The sequence below is a fragment of the Bradyrhizobium sp. P3_C3 genome, assembly GCF_056402655.1.
In genome coordinates this window covers 80,023-99,068 of the sequence record NZ_JBFUGY010000019.1, presented here as the reverse complement: position 1 = coordinate 99,068, position 19,046 = coordinate 80,023, and the positions used below count along the sequence as shown (strand labels likewise).

Genomic DNA, 19,046 nt, shown 5'->3' with positions numbered 1-19,046 from the left:
GTCGCGAAATCTCTTCAAACGACATCGACATGGAAATGTGCGATATGCCGCCCATCCCCACAGCAGCATCGGTTCATCATGATCCAGCGCGTCTTGCCCTACGAAGGACTCCTCCACGAAGTGGTCGAGCATAATGGCGTGCTCTACATCGGCGGGATCGTCCCCGAGGACACCAGCCTCGATATGTCGGGCCAGGCCAACGACGTCCTCGGGCAGCTGGCGCGCCTGTTGACGACGCTCGGCTCCGATCTCGCCAACGTCTTGCAGGTGACCATCTTCATGACCAACCTGAAGGAGAAGGCGGAGTTCAATGCGGCCTGGAAGGCGCACTTTGCGGAAGCTCACCTGCCGGCGCGCGCTGCGATCGGCGTGGCCGATCTCGGTCCAGGCGTCAAACTCGAGATGACGGCCATCGCGGCCCGGTAACCCCAGGCTCGAGGCGCTCACTTCCAGGCGATCGTGATCGCGCTGATGTTGGAGGCGAGCTCAAGTCCGGCCTTCGGGCCTTGCAGCACGATCGTCACGCCCTTTTCGTTGCGCAGATGGGCGCCGTTGACGCCGCCGACGAGTGCGAAGCCGCCGCCGACGGAGCTATAGGTGCCGACGAAGTCGCCGACATCGCGGATGCCTGATGCCCGGCCATCAAATCTGCCGACGGTCGCACCGGCCGTGATGCCGACGCTCAAGCCGGAGACCTTGAAGGGATAATTCCGACCGCGGTAGTTCAGCACGCCACTGCCGGTGCCGCCTCCGACCAGCAGGCCAGCCTTGACGAACCTCACCTGGACATGGCCGCTCGCTTGCGCGAACGACGGCGTGGCCGGCATCGCGAGCAGGAGGAGCGCGAGCGCGGCAAGGCCGATTGCGGTCGCGCGCCGCATGCGTTCCGGTTTATGGCTTCGCGGCATCGACCTTCTTCCAGGTCTGGTCGGGATCGAACAGCGTGGTGCGCTCGGCGATGACAGCCGTGCGGTTGCCGAGATCCTTCTGGTAGACGGTGCCGGCATGATTGACGAGAAACGTCATCACGCCGGAATTGCCGTATTCGGCGGGCCAAGCGATCAGTCCGAAGCCCCCGATCATCTTGCCCTTGACGACGTAGTTGAGCGCGCCACCGGCCGCGTCGGAACCCTGGCCTTTCAGTATTCGGAAGTAGTAGCCGTGATAAGGCGCGGGTGCCTCGCCTGTGCCTTGCTTGTAGCCTTCGGCCGAGGCCTCCGCGACCAGCGCGCCGAGCGGGCTCGGATCACTGTCGTCACGCCAGAACAGGCCGTCCTTCTTGCCGGGCGTGGAAAGGAAGCGTTGCGCGTAGACACCAGCGCCCTCGCCGCGATCCGTGTCGGCGTATTCATTCTGGGCATCGACATAGGCAAGCGCGGTCTGGATCGCGTCGAGCTCGTTGCGGCCGATGCGGCGGCGAAGCACCTCGATCCGCCCCTCGTCGGTGTCGAACGCCCAGCCTGTCTTGGTGTTGAGCAGCGGAATCGGAAACGGGAAATCGTCCGGCCCCAGTATCAAGGTCGCGGTCTTGTTGCCCTCCGCCTTGATGCCGTGCTTGGCGTCGTACATCGACGTGAAGCGCTGACGGATGTCGTTGTCGGCGACCTCGTCACCGGACGAGACGATATCCTCGGCGGCCCTGCCGAGCACCTTCAAAATGTCGCCCGGCCCGCTTTTGACTGCGGCCGCGAGCGCGGCGGCCGCATCCTCCGGTGTCTTGTAGGATTGCTGCGCCTGTGCCGCCGAGCCAAGCATGGCGAGCGCCACCACGCCCGGCAGGATCGCGCGATGGAGCGATTTCAGGCCGATCATGGCGTCACCTCCGCAGGGATCTTCGCGCCGTCGGCGAGCCAATCGCGGTAGGTGCGGAATGTCAGGCCAAGCTTGTCATAATAGACGCGCAGATAACCATCGCTGCCGCGCGTCACGGCGTCAGGCATCACCTTCTCCACCTCCTGCGCCATCACGCCGACATAGGCCTTGTCGCTGCCGATGTAGCTGAAGCGATAATAGCCGAGGCCGTTAGAGAGATGGCCGAGCAGGACGATGTCATGCTTCAGCGCGATGTCGGAGCGCCGCCCACCGCCGCCACCGCCGCGGCCTCCTCCTCCGCCTCCACCACCACGGAAGCCACCACCACCACCACCACCATGCATGGCCATTCCGCCACCGCCGCCGCGCCCGGCAAAGCTTCCGCCGCCACCGCCGCGCGGCATGCTCGCCATGCTGGAGCGTCCGCGCGCCGATGCTGCGGCCGCCGCCCGGCCCGACGAGACGTTCATCGCACCGCCGCGATTGCCGCCACCGCCTCGATTGGCGGCAGCGCCGCCGCCGGCTCGATTCGCAGCCTTTGCACGATCGCCGCCGCCCTTACCCACATTCTTGCCTGCATTCTTGGCGCGATCTCCACCACCCTTGGCACGATCTCCCGCGCCAGCACGATCGCCGCCGCCGGGCCGGTCGCCGCGATTGCCGGCACGATCACCGCGATCACCAGCACGATCTCCTGCACGGTCACCCGGACCGCCACGATCACCGGCACGGTCGCCGGCGCGATCTCCAGCCCGGTCTCCCGCACCTTGGCTCGGGCGCAGCACCTGGTTGCCGTCCCGGCCGCGGAAATCCATCCGGTCCGACGCGCCCGCCCTCACATTGTTGTTGCCGAAACGCTGCTGGACGTTGGTGTTGTTATAGCGCACGCCGCCGCGATGCGCCGGATTGTGCTGCCAGCCGTTGGCGATGTTGGTGGTGCGATGATTGACGTAGACGTTGCGGTTGCCCCAGTTGCAGCCGCCGCCCCAGTAACTGCCCCAGCGCCCGATCGCCCAGGCCGTGCCAAAGGCAATGCCGGCCGCAACCACGCCGGCGCCGATATAGGACGGATATCCCCAGTAATACGGCGGATACTCCGCATAGGGCCAGGTGCCGTAGACCGTCGCCGGATCGTAATAGGGCACGTACATCTCGGCGGGATCGGCCTGCTGGATGACGACAACCTGCTTGCCTTCCTGGCTCTGAACGCTGACCTTCTGCTGTTTGGTCGTGACCAGCTTCTTGTTGTCATAGGCCTTGTTGCGCAGGCGCTGGATCGCGTCCATCACGTCGGGCTGCTGGGCGAGAAAGGCATCGCCGAGTTTCTGGGTCCATTCGAGCTTGTCGCTCATCATCGACAACACATCGGGGGTGCTGGCGAGCGCCTTGACGCTGTCGTCCCAGGCCTGCTTGTCGACCTCGGCCTTCAGCGCCTCGCCCTTCAGCGTCTTGCGCTCCTTCAGCCAGCGATCGGCCTGCACCACTTCCAGCGGATAGGTCGATGCCGCCAGGACATTGGCCAGCAGCTCGTCGGGATAGAGCGCGATCGGCGCCACCAGCGCCTCGAGCTGCTCGGGTTTCAGGAGTTCGGCGCTCGGCGGAGGCGGACTTGCGGGCTGTGCCTGCGTGCTCGGCGCCGCCGGCTTGTCAGCCGTCTGCGCGGTTGCGGTGATCGGCATCGTCAGCATCAACGCAAGCGCCATCAGGATCTTGCCGCAGCGAAACATGCCATCCTCCATCGAACTTTCCGGCCACCAAGATCGGGCCGCGGCATGGGCGTTTATTGATCAAGATCAACGAAGGCCTGCTTGGCCGCCTTGTTGAGGCGCGAGAGCAATGCCGCGCCGCCGGATCGCTAAACGTCTGCGCTAGTGGATGATCGGGAGCCTGATCGTGAACAGCGCGCCGCCCGACGGCTGGTTCTCGGCGGCTATGGTGCCGTGATGGGCCTCGACGATGGTCTTGACGATTGCGAGCCCCATACCCATGCCCTGAGGCTTGGTCGTGAAGAATGGATTGAAGATGTTCGCGAGGTCGCCGACCGCAATGCCCGAACCGGTGTCGGCGATCCGGATCTCGGCGTGGCCCCCGGCGCGCCCGGTCGATACGCCGACCTCGCGCTTCTTCATGTCCGCGTCGGAGACCGCATCCAACGCATTGATGATCAGGTTGAGAACGACCTGCTGCAGCTGCACGGGGTCGCCCTTGACGTGCAGCTCCGCAGCGGCTGGCGCGTAAGCCAGCGTGATCCGGCGCCCGTCGGCGAGCGCCGTCACCAGGCCGATTGCTTCCCGTACCGTGTCGTTCAGTTCGGTGTCCTTGATTTCAAACGGCCGCTTCCTCAGGACGCTTCGAAGCCTGCGGATGACCTCGGACGCCCGCTGATCGTCGCGCCTGATGTCGGCCAGAATCTGGCGGATCTCGTTGATGTCGGGTGAAGTGGCTTTGAGCATAAGCTCCGCCGTCTCGGCATTGGTCAGAATGGAGCCGAGCGGCTGGTTCAGCTCGTGGGCAATCGACGTCGTCAACTCGCCGACGGCCGAGTACCGATTGGCGTGGGCGAGTTCGGTCAGGCGTTGTCGCGACTCGATCTCGGCCAACTGGCGGCGATGGCGCTCGCTCAGAAGTCCGCCGATGAAGCCGGCCTGTATCAAAATCACGGCCGCGATCAGCAGCATCTGCCAATGATAGCGATCCCAGAGGGCCGGCTCACGAAACAGGATTTCGCTGCCCGGCGGCAGACTGCTCTCGCCGATCCCCCAGCGCTGCAACTCCCGCCAATCATATTTCGGCGGCCCGAATCCGATCGGCTCGTATTTGATGCGGGCCGGCTTCTCGCCGCCGAGGATCCGGATCGCGGCACTGACGGTCTTCGAACTGGTTTCGGCGATGGAGTGCATGGGCCCGCCGACGCTGGCGTCGCCGAAGAAAGGTTCCTGATACGAGAAGATCGGCGCGTTCGCGACAGCATGCAGCCTGTGCAGGGCGATATCGCCCTCGTGGACAATGCCGCCGGCATCGACCAACATCAGCCCCCAGAACAGCGCGGAATGAGGCGGAAGCACCGATGCGCGCTTCAGGATCTCCTCAAACGGCAGGTCGGAGTACCAGACGAGGTCGAGCCGGCCTTCCAGCGGTTTCAACTCCCGCTTCACCTCGTCGATCCAGAATTTCTCGAGGGGCGAGGCACCGACCACAACGGCGACCGTTTTGATATCGGGCAAGAGCTTGAGAATGTTCTCGAAGGCCGCCACGAAATCATTGCGGACGGACACGACCACGTCATTGTCGGTGAGGTCCAGGCGGTTCACCAGCCGTTGTTCGACCACGGTCAGCACCGTCGGCGTTTCCGGGAAGAGCTTCGCACGGTATCTCTGCACGAACCGCGCCGCAGGTGCGCCGATGCTCAGCACGATATCGGGCGGCCTGCCCTGGTAGAGCGAACCGAGATAATCGACGAAAGGCGCTTCGGGGCCTGGACTGTTGAAACGGGCGGTGAGCAGCGTGTGCTCCTGGACGTCGAGCGGCCAGGGCGATTGCCGCTCGAGCTCGGCCTTGATGCTCCGCGCATATTCACTCCAGGGGCGAAACTCGCGGCCGAAGGAATGCAGGATCAGCACGCGCTTTGGCTCGCTGCGCGCAGCCGAGCCGGGCTCAGCGGCTCGCGCGGGCCCAGACAGCATGCACGCGGCGAGCAACAGGCCTAGACCCAACAGCGTGGTCGCAACCAGCCACTGCTTGACCGACGCCCTGATCATGCGCCCGCTCCCCTCCGCCTCGGCCGCGCTCCGGCGCCTCCGGACCACAATTCTAGCGAGAACTGGGCCGCTTCGACAGTGCCGAGGACGCAGTCAAGCTGCACGCAGGACGGTCCATTCGCGAAACAATCCGACCTGGGACCTCAGTGCCCGCTCAGCACCAGCGTCTTGATCGGCAGCAGCAGCGCCTGGATGCGCAGCAGCAGCGCATGCACCAGCCCGACGCCGTCGACGACATGCAAGACAATGGCCCGGCCGGTGCTGGTCTCCTTCGCCGAGATCTCCTCGTGATTGCTGGTGTAGGCGTTGACGATGCAGCTGCTGCCCGGCGTCACGCCGTCAAGGCCGCCTTTGTAGAGCGGCTCCATGAATGCCAGGATCGTACCGGGCCGCACGACATTCTGCGCCTCAACGAGTAGCTCTCCGCTGCGGAACTGTCCGGCCGCGATGTAGTCTTGCACATTGGTGATGACCATCGGAATGATAACCCACGGCCTCGATATGCAGGTTGCTTCCGCCACCATGCCGACCTGCAAGACCTGAGCCTCGATCTGGCCAAAGCCCGCCTGCAGACTCTGCCGGCCGGCGCCCGCCGGAACCAGCACACCCGCCGGCCGCAACAGCTGATTGACCACGTCGCCGGCGCGGACCAGGAATTGCTCCACACGCCCGTCAACGCCGGCGCGGACAAAAGTCTTGTCCAGATCCACCTGCGCCTCGGCTAGCGTCGCTTCGGCGCTGGCCTTTTCGGCCGGCAAGAGCGTTGAAACGCGCAAGGCTGCCGACTGCCTCGAAGCCGTGGCGGAGTCGACCCCAGCCTGCCGCTGATCGACGAGCACCTGCAGCTTTTCGATGTCGCGCTGCGGCACGATGCCGGGATTGCGACGCTGCAACTCGGATTTGACGTCCAGTTCATCCTTGGCCTGCTGAAGGTTGGCCTTGGCTTCCTGGATCTGCGCTTCGGCCTTGACCACGTCGGATTCCGCGCTCGTCAGCGACGCATCGACTTCAGCGATCTTGCGTTTGGCGGTTTCCAGAGCCGCGCGTTGCTTCGAACTATCCAGCGTGAACAGTACGTCGCCCTTCTTCACCGCCTGGCTGTAGCCGACATTGACTTCCGCGACCCGGCCGGAGCCCTCGGGCAGGATCGGCACCGTACGGTAATACAGCGTCGCCGAGGTCGTTGACGGGTGAAAGTAGAAGATCATGGTGATGAGCGACACCGTGAGCATCAGGCAGCCGGTGATGCCCCATCGCAGCTCGTACCAGATGGAAAAGAACGTGATCTCCTTGCCGAAGCGCTTGCCCTGCGCATAGCGGCGGTAGAGATAGTCGGGCAGGATGGTCAGAAGGGAGCAGAACATGAGCTCAAACATGGCTGCGCTCCTTCTCCTTGGGGACTGACTTCTCTGCCGGTGGGGGGCTCGGTTGCTCGGGTTCGCGCCCGTCGCCCGGAGCGGCGTCAGCGATCCTCTCGACGGAGCCGGCAATGCTGCGCAGCGGCGTGCCGAAATCGGGCAGGTCGATCATCGCGAGCAGCAGGCCGGCCACCCAGAAAATGTGCAAGTGCGTAAAGAGCGAGATGATGCCCAGCACCGCCACGATCTCGAATTGCAGCTTCTGCGACTTGTGCGCCATGCGCTCAGGCAGGCTGTGCAGCTTCCAATAGAGCGTGCCCACCCAGAGCACGGTGCCGATCAGGAAGATCCCCATCACCACCATCAGCGGGTCCACCCCGCTTCCCGGCGCGAGATAGAACGGCAGATGATGCGGGGCCATCGGATGAAGTTGCTCGCTCAACGTTCTCTCCTCGACAGGCGCGTTTCCACTTGAATGCGTCGAATGCAGTGTCGGTATCGGGTGGCGCAATTGCTTGATTTGGATCAACGGGCCTGGAACGGCCCCACCTAGCCTCGCCTGAAAGTTGACGTGCAACAACAGGAGCCGCCTGCCATGCCCGGCATCGATGATCTCATCCCCAGTGCCACGCAGATCCGCAAGGAAGCAGCCCTCAAGGAGGCAGCGAAGGCCGACGAATATGCGCGCCTTGCCGCCGCCGCCGAAGCCGAGAAACACGCCCTCATTGAACGCCTCAGCAAGCCTTCTGGCAAGACCGAGGACGAGAAGATCAAGCTCGCCTCGACGATCATCCAGCGTGCGGTGCGGAACGGCTTGACCGAGGTTCAGGTCTATCGCTTCCCCAACACGCTGTGCACCGACAAGGGCCGCGCTATCAATCAGATGGAAGCGGGCTGGGAGAACACCCTGACCGGAATTCCGAAGGAAATCTTCCAGCTCTGGAGCGATTACCTGAAACCGCGCGGCTATCGCATCGCGTATCAGATCATCGATTTTCCAGGCGGTGTTCCCGGCGACATCGGCGTGACCATTTCCTGGGGTGATTGAGCATGGCCAATGACGCGCCCGTGGAGCGGATGAAGCGGAAGGACTATGAGAAGGAGCTCGAAAAACTCCAGGTCGAGTTGTGTCACCTTCAGGAATGGGTCAGAGCCCAGAAACTGAAGGTGATCATCATCTTCGAGGGGCGCGACGCGGCCGGCAAGGGCGGGACCATCAAGGCGCTGACCGAAAAGGTGAGCCCGCGCGTGTTCCGTGTCTGCGCCCTGCCCGCGCCCTCCGACCGGCAGAAATCCCAGCTGTTCCTGCAGCGCTATATCGAGCAATTCCCGGCCGGCGGTGAGATCGTGATTTTCGACCGCAGCTGGTACAACCGCGCCGGCGTTGAATACGTCATGGGCTTCTGCTCGCCGACCGAACACAAGCGCTTCCTGGAATTGTGTCCGCTGGTCGAGAAATTCGCCGTGGACGCCGGCATCGTCCTGATCAAGCTCTGGCTCGAGGTCGGGATGGAGGAGCAGGAGCTCCGCTTCAAGGCGCGTATCGAGGATCCGCTGCGGCAGTGGAAGCTGAGCCCGATGGACACCGAGTCGTTCGGGCGCTGGTACGATTACTCGCGCGCGCGTGACATGATGTTCGAGGCGACCGACACGAAGCATGCACCGTGGCGACTGATCCGCTCCGACGACAAGCGGCGAGCGCGGCTCAACGTTATCTCGCACATCCTGAGAACTATCCCTTACAAGGAAGTCAAGCGGGAGAAGGTCAAGCTTCCGCCACGGTCCCACAAGGGACGTTACAACGACCAGGCAAGCCTGCGCGGCCTGAAGTTCGTCGAGGAACGCTACTGAAACGCGAAACGGGCTGCGATGACGCAGCCCGTTTAGCTTGAGCGCCCTCCCGGGCCTATTTCAGCCGGATCGTGACGCCGCCAACCGCAGCCGATACTTCCGCGCCGACCTTCGGCCCGCTGAGCTGGAGGATGACGCCATTGCCGTTCTGCAACTGAACGGCTCCGGCGCCCGCGGCAACCGCGCCGCCCGCGCCGCCCGCCGCGTAGGAGCCTTCGATCGACTCCGGCCCCCTCAGATTGAGTGCGCGCCCGACGAGCTTGGTGGTCGAGGCGCCGATCGTGAAACCGACGCTCATGCCTGAGACGGTGAAGGGATATTTCTTGCCCCGGTACAGCAGAACGCCCTCGCCGCCACCGACGCCGACGATGAACCCGCCCTTGGTGAAGACCACGGCAACCTGGCCGGTGTCGGCACGCGATGACGTACTGAAACCGGCGACGCCCGCGAGCGAGACGGCCAAGGCGGCATAGATGGCGACTTTTCTCATGTCTCACGTTCTCCTCTTGTTATGACGTCGAGCTATTAGGCCAGGATCATCGCAAAGTAACCGAACACGGTGAGCAGGATGCCCGACACCGCGTAGCCGACCGGAAATCCGATCCAGGGCACGGAGCTCTGGATCTCCACCGCGGCCTCGCGGCACGGGCCGGAGTGCGACCGCGCACCGGCAACGCCGCCCATCAGCACGGCCGGGTTGATCTTGAAGACGTGATAGCCGATCGCCCAGACGATGAACGGCGGGATCGTGCAGGCGATGAAGCCGGCGACGAAGATCTTCAAGGCAACGGCACCGGTAAGCTGCGCCAGCAATCCGGCACCGGCATTGACACCGACGATGGCGACGAAGACCACGAGACCGAGGTCCTCCAGCACGTTGCGCGCCGCGTTCGGCGTATTGCCGAAGAAGCGCAGCCGCGAGACCAGCGACGACACGATCACGCCCGACAGCAACAGACCGCCGGCATTGCCGAGACCGATCTTGGCACCGAAGGCCGGAAATTCGATCATGCCAATCAAGAAACCGAGGATCATGCCCGCGGCCAGCGTCAGCAGGTCGGTCGACGTATTGGTCCGCGCGATGCGTCCCCACATCTCGCCGAGTTCGTTGACGGCCGACTTGAGGCCGACTACCGAGACGATGTCCATCCGCTGCAGCTCGGTCTTGAGACCGGCGGCAAGTGGTACACCACCACGCTCGACCTTGGTGACCTGCAACTGGCCGGCGATCGCCGTGTCGCGGAAGGATTCAAAGGTGCGTCCGACCATCTCCTTGTTGGTGACGAGGATGTCGGCCTGATCCATGGGAATGCCCAGCGCCGTGGTGTCGGCAACCTCGGGGCCGATCAGGCCCATCTTGTCGGTGAGATGCTCCGTCGAGCCGCCGAGCGCGACGACGTCGCCCTTCTGCAGCACGAACGCAGGATCGGCTCCCTGCGGCTCGCCGCCGCGCGCCACGTTGACGATCCGGTACTCCGGATGGATCGAGCGGAATTTGGCGATGCTCATGCCGACCTGCGTCGGATTTTCCAGCCGATAGGCACGCAGACCGAACTGCCGATAACCGGTCAGGCCGCCGCCCTCGAGATCCTTGACGCCAAACTCCTTCTCGTACTGCCTGGCCGCCGCCTTGGCATCGACGCCCCACCACCGCGGCAGGTACTTGCAGATCAGGATGATGCCGACGGTACCCCAGATGTAGGTGATGCCGTAGGACAGCGCGATCATGCCCGACGCATCCTCGGGCTTCATGCCTTCAGGAAGCTTGACGACGCCCGAGGTGATCGCCTGCTCGGCCGAGCCGATTGCGGCCGACATGGTCTGCGACCCCGCCAGCATGCCGCCAGCCGCGCCGATCGGAAGCGCGAAGAGTCTTGAACAGATGACGACGAGCGCCAGACCAAGGACGCTGGACACCAGCGCCAAGATGCAGAACTTGAGGCCATCGCCCTTCAGGCTGTTGATGAAGGACGGCCCCACGCGCAGGCCGACGCCGTACATGAAGAGGTAATAGAACAAGCTCTTTGCAAAGTTGTTGAGCTCGAGCTTCACGCCGTAGGTCGAGGCCCACACCGCCAGCCCGGCGCCGACCACGATGGCGCCGGCGACCATGCCGAGGCCGTAGCCCTTGATGCTGGCCCGGCCGATCCAGACGGCGAGGCCAACGACGAAGAACAGCAGCAGAAACGGGTTCTGCTGCAAGAACGTGAAAAAGCCTTGCATGACCGTCCCCTGTTATGATGCGGCCTTCAGCTTCGGCGTGGCGCCCGGCTTGGGCCGGCCGATCTTCGCCAAGGCTTCGGTGCGTACGAGCTTCAAGCCTTCCTTGGCGTCGTAGCCGTGGATTTCCTTCACATCGAGCTTGCGCATGAAGTCGATGGTTTCCTGGGTGATGACCTGGCCCGGCACCATGATCGGGAAGCCCGGCGGATACGGGATCACGAAACTGGCCGAGACGAGATCGGGGCCGGCCTTCAGGCGGCGGTCGATCTCGGGATCGCCGAGCCGGATATATTCGCATCCGGCTGCGTCATAGGCCGAGTAGAAGCCGCTGCGGATATCGCCCTCGTTGGTCTTGGTGCCGGCATCGCCGCGGAAACTATCGTGGAAATGCGAGAAGTTCGGCAGGTCGGGCACGTCGGTCATCAGGCTCTTGACCCGCGCCTCGAATGTCTTCTTCGCATTGGCGCCACCCTGGACAAGTCCGCGGTCGACCTCGCCCGCGATCTCGGCCAGCACCCTCACCAGATGCGCGACGTCGCTGCGGGTGTTGTTGATGTTGGACTGGAACAACACCGAGTTGCGCGAGGTCTTGTTGATCTGGATGTTGTACTCGTTCGCCAGGATGCCCTTGAACTGCGTGCCGTCGTAACCGGCGGTGCCGCACACCAGCGTCATCCGGGTCGGATCGAGGCAGAACTCGTCGTCGTCCAGACTCTTCAGGATGTTCGCCCAGTTCGTGCCGGCCGCGAGATAGTCGGTGAAGCCGCTCTGGCGGTATTGCGCGGGTACCATCGCGTCCGCACCAAGGATGCGGAAATATTTCGAGATCAGGGGATTGTTGTTGACCGCATTACGGATAGCGAACGCGATCTCCATCGCATTGGCCACGAGACCATAGCCCTCGAGCTCCATCTGGCGCCGCGACACGTCGAGGCTCGCGATGAGCTGCTGGTTCGGGCTGGTCGATGCGTGCGTGAACACCGCCTCCTTGAACTGCTGCTCGACCGTATGGAATTCGACGTCCTTGACCGACAGCATCGAGCCCTGCCGGATCGCCGACATCGACTTGTGGGTCGAGTTGGTCTGGTAGACGCGCAGGCGGATCTGACGCGGATCGGGAATCAGCCGGGCGTTGAGCAGCACCTCGTTCGACGGGTTCTTGCCGAGCTCGGCCTGCTGCTTCTCGTAGGCCGTGACCGATTTCGGGTCGTGCATCCAGGCCTCGATCTCATTGGCGGCGCCCATCGCGGTGCGCCGCCGCAGGTAAGGCGAGAAGCGCGCAAAGCCGAACCAGGCTTCGTCCCAGAGGAAGATCAGGTCGGGCTTGATCGCGAGGCATTCCTCCATCACCCGGCGGGTGTTGTAGATGTGACCGTCGAAAGTGCAGTTGGTCAGGTCGAGCATCTTGACGCGGTCGAGCCGGCCATCCGCCTTCGCATTCAGCAGGGCCTGCTTGACGGTCTTCAGCGGCACCGCGCCATACATCGAATATGCCGTCATCGGGAACGCTTCGACATAGATCGGCTGGGCGCCGGCCAGCACCATGCCGTAATGGTGCGACTTGTGGCAGTTGCGATCGACGATCGCGATGTCGCCGGGCGCGAGCAGCGCCTGCACCGCCATCTTGTTCGAGGTCGAGGTACCGTTGGTCACGAAGAACACGCGATCCGCGCCAAGCGCGCGCGCCGCCTTGTCCTGCGCTCTCTTGATGGTTCCGGTCGGCTCCAGCAGGCTGTCGAGGCCGCCGGTGGTCGCGCTGCTCTCGGCCAGGAACAGGTTCAAGCCGTAGAATTCGCCCATGTCGCGAATCCAGTCCGACTTGAAAACCGATTTGCCGCGCGCGATCGGCAGCGCATGGAACGTCCCGATCGGACGCTGCGCATATTTCTTGAGATTGTCGAAGAACGGCGTGTCGAAGCGGTCCTGGATGCCTTCGAGGATCGAGAGATGCAGCTCGAGCAGATCTTCGATGGAATAGAAGATGCGGCGAACGACGTTTGCTTCCGGATTTCCGGCCATCTCCTCCACGTCGCGGTTGGACATGAGATAAAGGTCGAGCTCGGGACGGACCCGCTTGACGATTTGGGCCAGCCGGAGCGCTGACGCGTCGGACTCGTCATTCAGTCCCGCCGATGCCGTCAACGTGCGGAGCACCGGGGCATCGTGCCGCGAGCGCAGGGTGAAGCCTTCGTTGATGACGACGGCTGCGATGTTGGGGTTCAGCATCGTGGCGCAGAAGGCGTCTTCGAGGCTGCCGACGATGACCGGCTCATAGACGAACTGATCGACCGGACGCCGCAGCTTGCGCCATTCGTTGGCGAGCGCGAGCCATTTGGCGGACGAGAGGCCGGTGACGATCAGGGTTTCGAAGTAGGGGCGACGCGCGGTGTGCTGCCCGAACATCTGCGGCACCAGATCGGAGGCGTCGCCATTGTCCTCATCATTCACATTCCAGTCGCCGGTATGCTGGCGGAAGGACCTCGTCGTCAGGGCCTGTGTCAGCCGCGTCGCGAGGGCGAGCGACGTTGCCGCATCGCCAGTGGCGGCTGCTTCCCGCAGGGCCCCCATCAGTTGCAGACCGGGATAGCCGTGAAACTCTTCCGTCACAGACAGATCGGCCAGCGCGGCATCGTATTTTGCACGATCGCCGCCGCGGGCCCACACCTTTGCCGCTTCCACCAGATCGCGCCAGTCGTCCGCCCGTCCACCGGGGCCAGACAGGAACTGATCGATGCGCTTCTGCGCGGGCTTGGCGTCTTTGGACATGTTTCACTCCCGATCCATATCAAGCCGTAGGGCATGAGTGATGCCGGATCGTGAGTGCAGCGCCGCTTGCTCTATTGATCCAAGTCAACGGTCGCGCGATATGCCGGGGCGGGGAGCACGGCCGTGACGCCTCTTCGCAACGCAATAGGCCGTCGCCGACCGATTGGAGGGCAGCGGAGAGATCAGACCGTTCCTCGGGCATCGTTGGGCTGGGCATCGCCAAGAACGCTGTCCAGCGACCGCAGCCAGTCGCCGCTGTCAGTCTTCTCCGCCAGTCCCTCCGCCCGCAACAGATCGCGCAGCTGCGCATGCGCACCGACGATGCAGAAGGCGACATGCCGGGAGGCGAGCTCATCGTAAAGGTCGCGCAACATGCCCGCGCCGGCCAGATCGATGTAAGGCGATGCGGAGAGGTCGCAAATCACCAGCCTGATATCGACCGATCTCAGCAAGGCATCCAGCACCGACTCCAGGATCGTTTCGGCGTTGATGTAAAGCAACGAAGCTTCGGGTCGAAAGGCGATGACGCCGACGAGCGGCTCGACACCCTCGTGCCTCGCGTTGTCGGAGTAGCGGCCGGTCCCGGGCAGCCGTCCGAGGAACGCGACATTCGGACGTGAGGCGCGTGCCAGCAGCAGGACGATCGACGCGATGGCCGCGAGCAGGACGCCTTGCAGGATCCCAAGGAGCAGCACGGACACGAGCGCAATCGCCGCCGCATAGAAATCGAACCGGCTGACGCGCCACATCCGCAACAGCGCGCGGATGTCCACCAGCCTGTAGACGGCCGCAAAAACGATAGCCGCCAGCACGGCCTTGGGCAGATTCGTCAACAACCCCGTGAAGAACAGCAGGCACAGTGCGAGCGTCGCCGAGCAGATCACCAGCGCCAGGGGGGTGCGCGCGCCCGCATTGTCGTTGACGGCGGATTGCGACAGGCCGCCGGCGACGGGATAGCCGTGGCCGAATGCGGCGACGAGATTCGCTGCCCCCAGGCCCAAAAACTCCTGCCGGACATCAAGGGCATAGCCATGCTTGGCGGCAAAGCTGCGGGCCGCAGACACACCTTCAATATAGGCCAGCAGCACGCATCCCGCGGCCAGCGGAAAGAGTTCGTCGGGCTCAAGCAGACCAAACCTGGGTATTCCGATCGCCGGCAACCCTTCGGGGATCGTCCCGGTGACCGGCACCCCGAGGGACGCAAGGCCAAGCAGCGTCGCAAACACGATCGACAGCGCCATGATCGTGAGTCCGACCGGCTTTCCCGGCAGACGCCGTTCTCCGAGCAGCAGGAGCACCAGCGCGATCGCCCCGATCGCCAGAACGAGCGGCTTCGTGTCGCCGAGCTGACCACTGAGCTTGATGGCGCGATCGAAGAAATTGTGACCGCCTCCGGCGACGCCGAACAGGCTCGGCAATTGGCTCATGATGATGGTGAGCCCGGCGCCGGCCTTGAAACCGACCAATATGCTGTCGCTGACCAGGCGAACGAGAATGCTGAGCTTGAACAGCCAGGAGATCAGGCACAACAGCGCCACCGCGCAGGCGGCAAGGCTCGCGATCTCGGCATATTTCGCCGCGTCTCCGCCGGCCAGCGCCCCGACTGTGGCCGCAATCATCAGCGAGATCGCGGAGGTCGGACCGACCGCAAGCTGGCGCGACGACCCGAGCAGCGCGTAGCCGATCCCACCAAGCATATAGCCATAGATGCCGATCTGCGGCGGCAATCCGGCCAGCGTCGCGTAGGCGAGCGACACCGGAATGGCGTAGGCCGCGAGCGTGATGCCGGCGATGGCATCCGGACGCAGCCAGGCGCTGCGATAGTCCGCAAGCCAGGTCGCGGGCGGAAAGAATCGCGATATCGGCCCGAACGTGTTCATGTGCGGGCCTCGGCGCGGTTTGCTTCGCAGCCCAGCAGCACGATCAGGAGAGCGATCACGGGGACACCAAGCGCCAGATTTGGAATCTGCTTGGTCGCGAAGGCGCCGACGGCGGCTCCAAAGCCGAAAGTGCCGCATAGTGCGGCAAAAATGCCGGGGCGCCGAAACGAACCGCCTCCTGAGACTGCGGCGAACACGCTCTCAATCGCGTGCCGCATGTTGCCGGTAATCATCACCGAGCTGTAGGCCACACCTTCGACCTTGGTGAAGACCGCGGTCTGCATGGCGGCGACGAACGAGATGCCCAGCGTGCCGGCGAGGTCCGGCAGGCGATTGTGCAAGATGCCGATGGCAATCAGCAGCAGTATTTCGATCAACGTGCTGATGGCGCTGGCACGGTCTCCGGTCGCCCGGCGAAGCCACGCTGCGACCACGATACCGACCGCGAATGCGAGGATCGGCGGGACAAAATGCAGCGCTTCCGGCCAGTTGCCGATCGAACCATAGACCCAAAGCAGAACCAGATTGGCCGTCTGCGCGTTGGCCATCACGCCGTGGATGATCCAGGTGTAGGCATCGAGATAGCCGCCGGCGAAGGCGAGCAACAACGCAATTTGCACCGTCTCGTCGCGGCGTATCGACGAAGCAGCGGCGATATCCATCGTGCTCATGTCCGAAACATCGGCTCTCCTAACTCCTGCATGGGTCCATAGGCGACAGCTTGCCTTGGGGAGGATTGATCTGGATCAAGCGTCGCCTGGTTCCACGAACCAGATTCGGCGGAAATTGCTGGAGGGCATGCGCCATGGGCACCGTTAGGTGGATCATCTCCACGGCTCCGGAGATCTTCCTGCTGCTCGCCATTGCGATTGGTACGGTGCTTGGTCGCGTCAAGATTCGCGGCTTCTCGATCGGAACGACGGCCTGTATCCTGGTCGTCGCCGTGCTCATCGGCCAGCTCGGGACCTTTACGTTCCCCTCGCTGCTGCGCGTGATTCTGTTCAGTCTGTTCGTGTTCACGATCGGCTACCGGTCCGGCCCAGAGTTCTTCGCGTCCCTCAGCATCCGCACTCTGGCGCAGGTCGTCATGGCGCTCGTGCTCGGCGGCACGGGTCTGATCCTCGTCCTGATATTCGCCTTCACGTTCAAGCTCGATCCGGGCACGGCCTCGGGACTTGCCGCCGGTGGGCTGACACAATCCTCCATCATCGGCACCGCCTCTGGCGCGCTGGCGCAACTCGGCCTGCCCAACGACGCCTTTAAGCAGCAGGAGGCGAACATCGCCGCCGGCTACGCCGTCACTTACGTCCTCGGCTACATCCTCACACTCCTGTACGTGCCGTTTGTCGCGCCGAAGCTGATGGGGGTCGATTTGAAGGAGGAGGCGGCGAAACTGGAGGCGGAGCTTTCCGGCGGCAATCCGCCACAGAACGAAAATCTCCATTATCGGAAATTCCAAGCGCGCGCCTATCGGGTCTCGACCGCCGCGGGACGCACGGTCAAATATATCGAAGAGGAAATCGGCAGCCGCACTGTCGTCGAGCGAATAGTGCGGGATGGAGCCGACGTTGAGCCGCGCCTCGACACCATTCTCGAATCGGGCGACGACATCGTCATTGCCGGGCGAACGGCGTCCCTCGTCGCTGCAAAGCCGGTCATCGGCAAGGAGATCGATGCCGACGAGATTCTGAAGGCTATTCCGGGCAACGTGATCAACGTCCTCGTCGACAGCCGCGATCTCCATGGCCGGTCGATCAAGGAGATCGCCGAACGCGTCGGCAACGACGCACGCGGCGTCTATCTCCGCACGCTGACCCGGATGAGCCGCGAGGTCCCCCTGGGCCCGGATACCCGCGTCTATGTGGGCGACGTCATGACGCTCGTCGGCAGCACCCGCAACATCGAGCGCGCCGCCACGAAAGTCGGACAGATCTTGCGCTCCGGCGACCGCGCCGACATCGCTTTTCTCGCAACCGGTATCGCGGCGGGCCTGCTCGCAGGCCTCATCAGCTTCAAGGTCGGCGGTATTCCGCTGACCCTGGGCGGCGGCGGCGGCGCGCTGATCACGGGCCTCGTCTGCGGCTGGCTACGGTCGCGCCGGCCGACTATCGGCGCTTTGCCGCCCGCCGCGCAGCAGACGCTGAGCGATCTCGGGCTCGGCGGCTTCATCGCCGCCATCGGTCTCGGCAACGGAGCCGCGGCCTGGACTGCGATCCAGGCCCACGGGGTGTTGCTGGTCGGAATGGGCCTGGTCGTCACGCTGGTGCCGCTGATCGTCGCGACGCTGTTTGCGCGCTATGTGGTGCACATGAATCCGGTCATCACCTGCGGTGCGCTGGCGGGCGCCATGACCGTCGATGCTGCGGTGACCGGAGCCTGCGACGTCGCCGAGAGCCAGACGCCGGTGCTCGGCGTCGCCGTGCCCTACGCCGTCGGCAATGTCGTCCTGACCGTACTCGGCCCGATTATCGTGGCCCTCACCTACACCGGCTGACGGAGGCGACGATGCGCAGGCAATTGGCCGCAATCATCCGACCGTTCGTGATGGCTCTACTTACCCTCGCCGCCTTCGTCCTGCCGGTGCGCGCCGAGGACAATGTCCGCATCCAGGAGGAGATCTGGGCGCTGCCGCTGCCGCTTCCGATGTTCGCCTATGTGGTGCGGCCCGTCGGCGACGGCCCCTTCCCGCTCGCGATCATGAACCACGGCGTGTCGCTCAAGCCGGTCGATCGCGGCTTCTTTCCGCTGGTGGAATTCCGCGATGCAGCGAAGTGGTTCGCCAAACGCGGCTATTTCGTCGTGGCGCCGGTCGGCACCGGATATGGCGCAGCCGCCATCGACATTCCCGAGCGCGCGCTCTATGGGCCATTCTTTTCCAAGGTCGGAAAGTGCACGAACCCCAACTTCCATGATGCGGGCCTCGCAGTCGCCAAGGTCGATCTCTGGATCATCGACTACATGGCCGCCGAGAGACGCATCATTCCAAAGGACGTGATCGTGGTCGGCCAGTCCGCCGGAGGCTGGGCTTCCATCGCCTTGTCCAGTGTGAACCCACCACAGGTGAAGGCCATCATCACCTTCGCCGCCGGCCGCGGCGGGCGGGTCGGCGGCAAGCCGAACAACAATTGTGCACCCGACAAGCTGGTCGAGGCGACCGCGGATTTCGGCAGCACGTCGCGGGTGCCGATGCTGTGGATCTACATCGAGAACGACACGTTTTTCGGCCCCGACCTGTCGAAGCGCATGCATGAGGCCTTCACCGCGGCCGGCGGCAGGGCCGAGTATCATCTGATGCCGCCCTTCGGCGGCGAGGGCCATTTCTTCATCGGCTCGCCGGACGCGATCCCGCTGTGGTCGCCGCTAGTGGCGAACTTCCTCGACCCGCAGAAATAAAATTC

Annotated in this window: 16 protein-coding genes; 5 read left to right on the top strand and 11 right to left on the bottom strand. The window is 63.9% G+C overall.

What is annotated here, in order from left to right; translation table 11 throughout:
* Positions 1-78 precede the first annotated feature (78 nt).
* Complete coding sequence (locus tag AC1DW2_RS22335; protein WP_038958155.1) at positions 79-426, top strand: RidA family protein; 348 nt, start codon at positions 79-81, stop codon at positions 424-426.
* A gap of 17 nt (positions 427-443) precedes the next feature.
* Here AC1DW2_RS22335 and AC1DW2_RS22330 read toward each other — a convergent pair whose 3' ends face one another.
* The 6 genes from AC1DW2_RS22330 to AC1DW2_RS22305 all read right to left on the bottom strand — a co-directional run bounded on the left by AC1DW2_RS22330 (position 444) and on the right by AC1DW2_RS22305 (position 7,349).
* Positions 444-908 carry a lipid-binding SYLF domain-containing protein gene (locus AC1DW2_RS22330; RefSeq protein WP_063981868.1) on the bottom strand — a complete coding sequence of 155 codons (465 nt, stop codon included), beginning with the start codon at positions 906-908 and terminating at the stop codon, positions 444-446.
* Positions 892-1,812, bottom strand: a complete 921-nt coding sequence (locus AC1DW2_RS22325) for a DUF2950 domain-containing protein (RefSeq protein ID WP_063981867.1) — start codon at positions 1,810-1,812, stop codon at positions 892-894. Before AC1DW2_RS22325 ends, AC1DW2_RS22330 begins: the two co-directional genes overlap by 17 nt.
* Positions 1,809-3,539: a DUF3300 domain-containing protein gene (locus AC1DW2_RS22320; RefSeq protein ID WP_063986189.1), complete on the bottom strand. Its 1,731-nt coding sequence runs from the start codon at positions 3,537-3,539 to the stop codon at positions 1,809-1,811. Before AC1DW2_RS22320 ends, AC1DW2_RS22325 begins: the two co-directional genes overlap by 4 nt.
* Positions 3,540-3,680: 141 nt before the next feature.
* A complete protein-coding gene (locus tag AC1DW2_RS22315) occupies positions 3,681-5,570 on the bottom strand; it encodes a sensor histidine kinase (RefSeq protein WP_085402453.1) in 1,890 nt (629 codons plus the stop codon).
* Positions 5,571-5,713: 143 nt separating this feature from the next.
* Positions 5,714-6,946, bottom strand: a complete 1,233-nt coding sequence (locus tag AC1DW2_RS22310; RefSeq protein WP_063981865.1) for an HlyD family secretion protein — start codon at positions 6,944-6,946, stop codon at positions 5,714-5,716.
* Positions 6,939-7,349, bottom strand: a complete 411-nt coding sequence (locus AC1DW2_RS22305; RefSeq protein WP_063981864.1) for a hypothetical protein — start codon at positions 7,347-7,349, stop codon at positions 6,939-6,941. Before AC1DW2_RS22305 ends, AC1DW2_RS22310 begins: the two co-directional genes overlap by 8 nt.
* A gap of 174 nt (positions 7,350-7,523) precedes the next feature.
* Between AC1DW2_RS22305 and AC1DW2_RS22300 the strand changes: the two genes are divergently transcribed.
* A complete protein-coding gene (locus tag AC1DW2_RS22300; RefSeq protein WP_028149181.1) occupies positions 7,524-7,976 on the top strand; it encodes a hypothetical protein in 453 nt (150 codons plus the stop codon).
* A 2-nt stretch (positions 7,977-7,978) separates the two neighbouring features.
* Positions 7,979-8,779 (top strand): polyphosphate kinase 2, encoded by an 801-nt coding sequence (gene ppk2, locus AC1DW2_RS22295; RefSeq protein ID WP_085402452.1) that lies wholly within the window; start codon positions 7,979-7,981, stop codon positions 8,777-8,779.
* Positions 8,780-8,834: 55 nt separating this feature from the next.
* On the opposite strand, the gene AC1DW2_RS22290 is transcribed toward ppk2, so the two are convergent.
* The 5 genes from AC1DW2_RS22290 to AC1DW2_RS22270 form a co-directional block, all read right to left on the bottom strand.
* Positions 8,835-9,269 carry a hypothetical protein gene (locus AC1DW2_RS22290; RefSeq protein ID WP_063981862.1) on the bottom strand — a complete coding sequence of 145 codons (435 nt, stop codon included), beginning with the start codon at positions 9,267-9,269 and terminating at the stop codon, positions 8,835-8,837.
* A gap of 35 nt (positions 9,270-9,304) precedes the next feature.
* Positions 9,305-11,002, bottom strand: coding sequence for an aspartate:alanine exchanger family transporter (locus tag AC1DW2_RS22285; RefSeq protein WP_063981861.1), 1,698 nt, complete (start codon positions 11,000-11,002; stop codon positions 9,305-9,307).
* Between the two features lie 12 nt (positions 11,003-11,014).
* Positions 11,015-13,768 (bottom strand): beta-eliminating lyase-related protein, encoded by a 2,754-nt coding sequence (locus tag AC1DW2_RS22280; protein ID WP_063981860.1) that lies wholly within the window; start codon positions 13,766-13,768, stop codon positions 11,015-11,017.
* A 182-nt stretch (positions 13,769-13,950) separates the two neighbouring features.
* Entirely contained in the window at positions 13,951-15,648 is a 1,698-nt protein-coding gene (locus AC1DW2_RS22275; RefSeq protein ID WP_063981859.1) for a SulP family inorganic anion transporter, read from the bottom strand.
* Positions 15,645-16,319 (bottom strand): YoaK family protein, encoded by a 675-nt coding sequence (locus AC1DW2_RS22270; protein WP_063981858.1) that lies wholly within the window; start codon positions 16,317-16,319, stop codon positions 15,645-15,647. The genes AC1DW2_RS22275 and AC1DW2_RS22270 overlap by 4 nt, the downstream gene beginning before the upstream one ends.
* A gap of 134 nt (positions 16,320-16,453) precedes the next feature.
* On the opposite strand from AC1DW2_RS22270, the gene AC1DW2_RS22265 reads away from it, so the two are divergent.
* Together AC1DW2_RS22265 and AC1DW2_RS22260 are read left to right on the top strand one after the other, a co-directional pair.
* On the top strand, positions 16,454-18,142 hold the full coding sequence (locus tag AC1DW2_RS22265) for an aspartate:alanine exchanger family transporter (protein ID WP_063981857.1): 1,689 nt from the start codon (positions 16,454-16,456) through the stop codon (positions 18,140-18,142).
* An 11-nt stretch (positions 18,143-18,153) separates the two neighbouring features.
* Positions 18,154-19,041 carry an alpha/beta hydrolase family protein gene (locus AC1DW2_RS22260; RefSeq protein ID WP_436855603.1) on the top strand — a complete coding sequence of 296 codons (888 nt, stop codon included), beginning with the start codon at positions 18,154-18,156 and terminating at the stop codon, positions 19,039-19,041.
* The last annotated feature ends 5 nt before the right edge of the window (positions 19,042-19,046 follow it).

Coding starts and splice junctions, on each gene's coding strand:
- AC1DW2_RS22335 (WP_038958155.1), top strand. CDS start 79: ATGATCCAGCGCGTCTTGCCCTACGAAGGACTCCTCCACGAAGTGGTC.
- AC1DW2_RS22330 (WP_063981868.1), bottom strand. CDS start 908: ATGCCGCGAAGCCATAAACCGGAACGCATGCGGCGCGCGACCGCAATC.
- AC1DW2_RS22325 (WP_063981867.1), bottom strand. CDS start 1,812: ATGATCGGCCTGAAATCGCTCCATCGCGCGATCCTGCCGGGCGTGGTG.
- AC1DW2_RS22320 (WP_063986189.1), bottom strand. CDS start 3,539: ATGTTTCGCTGCGGCAAGATCCTGATGGCGCTTGCGTTGATGCTGACG.
- AC1DW2_RS22315 (WP_085402453.1), bottom strand. CDS start 5,570: ATGATCAGGGCGTCGGTCAAGCAGTGGCTGGTTGCGACCACGCTGTTG.
- AC1DW2_RS22310 (WP_063981865.1), bottom strand. CDS start 6,946: ATGTTTGAGCTCATGTTCTGCTCCCTTCTGACCATCCTGCCCGACTAT.
- AC1DW2_RS22305 (WP_063981864.1), bottom strand. CDS start 7,349: ATGGCCCCGCATCATCTGCCGTTCTATCTCGCGCCGGGAAGCGGGGTG.
- AC1DW2_RS22300 (WP_028149181.1), top strand. CDS start 7,524: ATGCCCGGCATCGATGATCTCATCCCCAGTGCCACGCAGATCCGCAAG.
- ppk2 (WP_085402452.1), top strand. CDS start 7,979: ATGGCCAATGACGCGCCCGTGGAGCGGATGAAGCGGAAGGACTATGAG.
- AC1DW2_RS22290 (WP_063981862.1), bottom strand. CDS start 9,269: ATGAGAAAAGTCGCCATCTATGCCGCCTTGGCCGTCTCGCTCGCGGGC.
- AC1DW2_RS22285 (WP_063981861.1), bottom strand. CDS start 11,002: ATGCAAGGCTTTTTCACGTTCTTGCAGCAGAACCCGTTTCTGCTGCTG.
- AC1DW2_RS22280 (WP_063981860.1), bottom strand. CDS start 13,768: ATGTCCAAAGACGCCAAGCCCGCGCAGAAGCGCATCGATCAGTTCCTG.
- AC1DW2_RS22275 (WP_063981859.1), bottom strand. CDS start 15,648: ATGAACACGTTCGGGCCGATATCGCGATTCTTTCCGCCCGCGACCTGG.
- AC1DW2_RS22270 (WP_063981858.1), bottom strand. CDS start 16,319: ATGAGCACGATGGATATCGCCGCTGCTTCGTCGATACGCCGCGACGAG.
- AC1DW2_RS22265 (WP_063981857.1), top strand. CDS start 16,454: ATGGGCACCGTTAGGTGGATCATCTCCACGGCTCCGGAGATCTTCCTG.
- AC1DW2_RS22260 (WP_436855603.1), top strand. CDS start 18,154: ATGCGCAGGCAATTGGCCGCAATCATCCGACCGTTCGTGATGGCTCTA.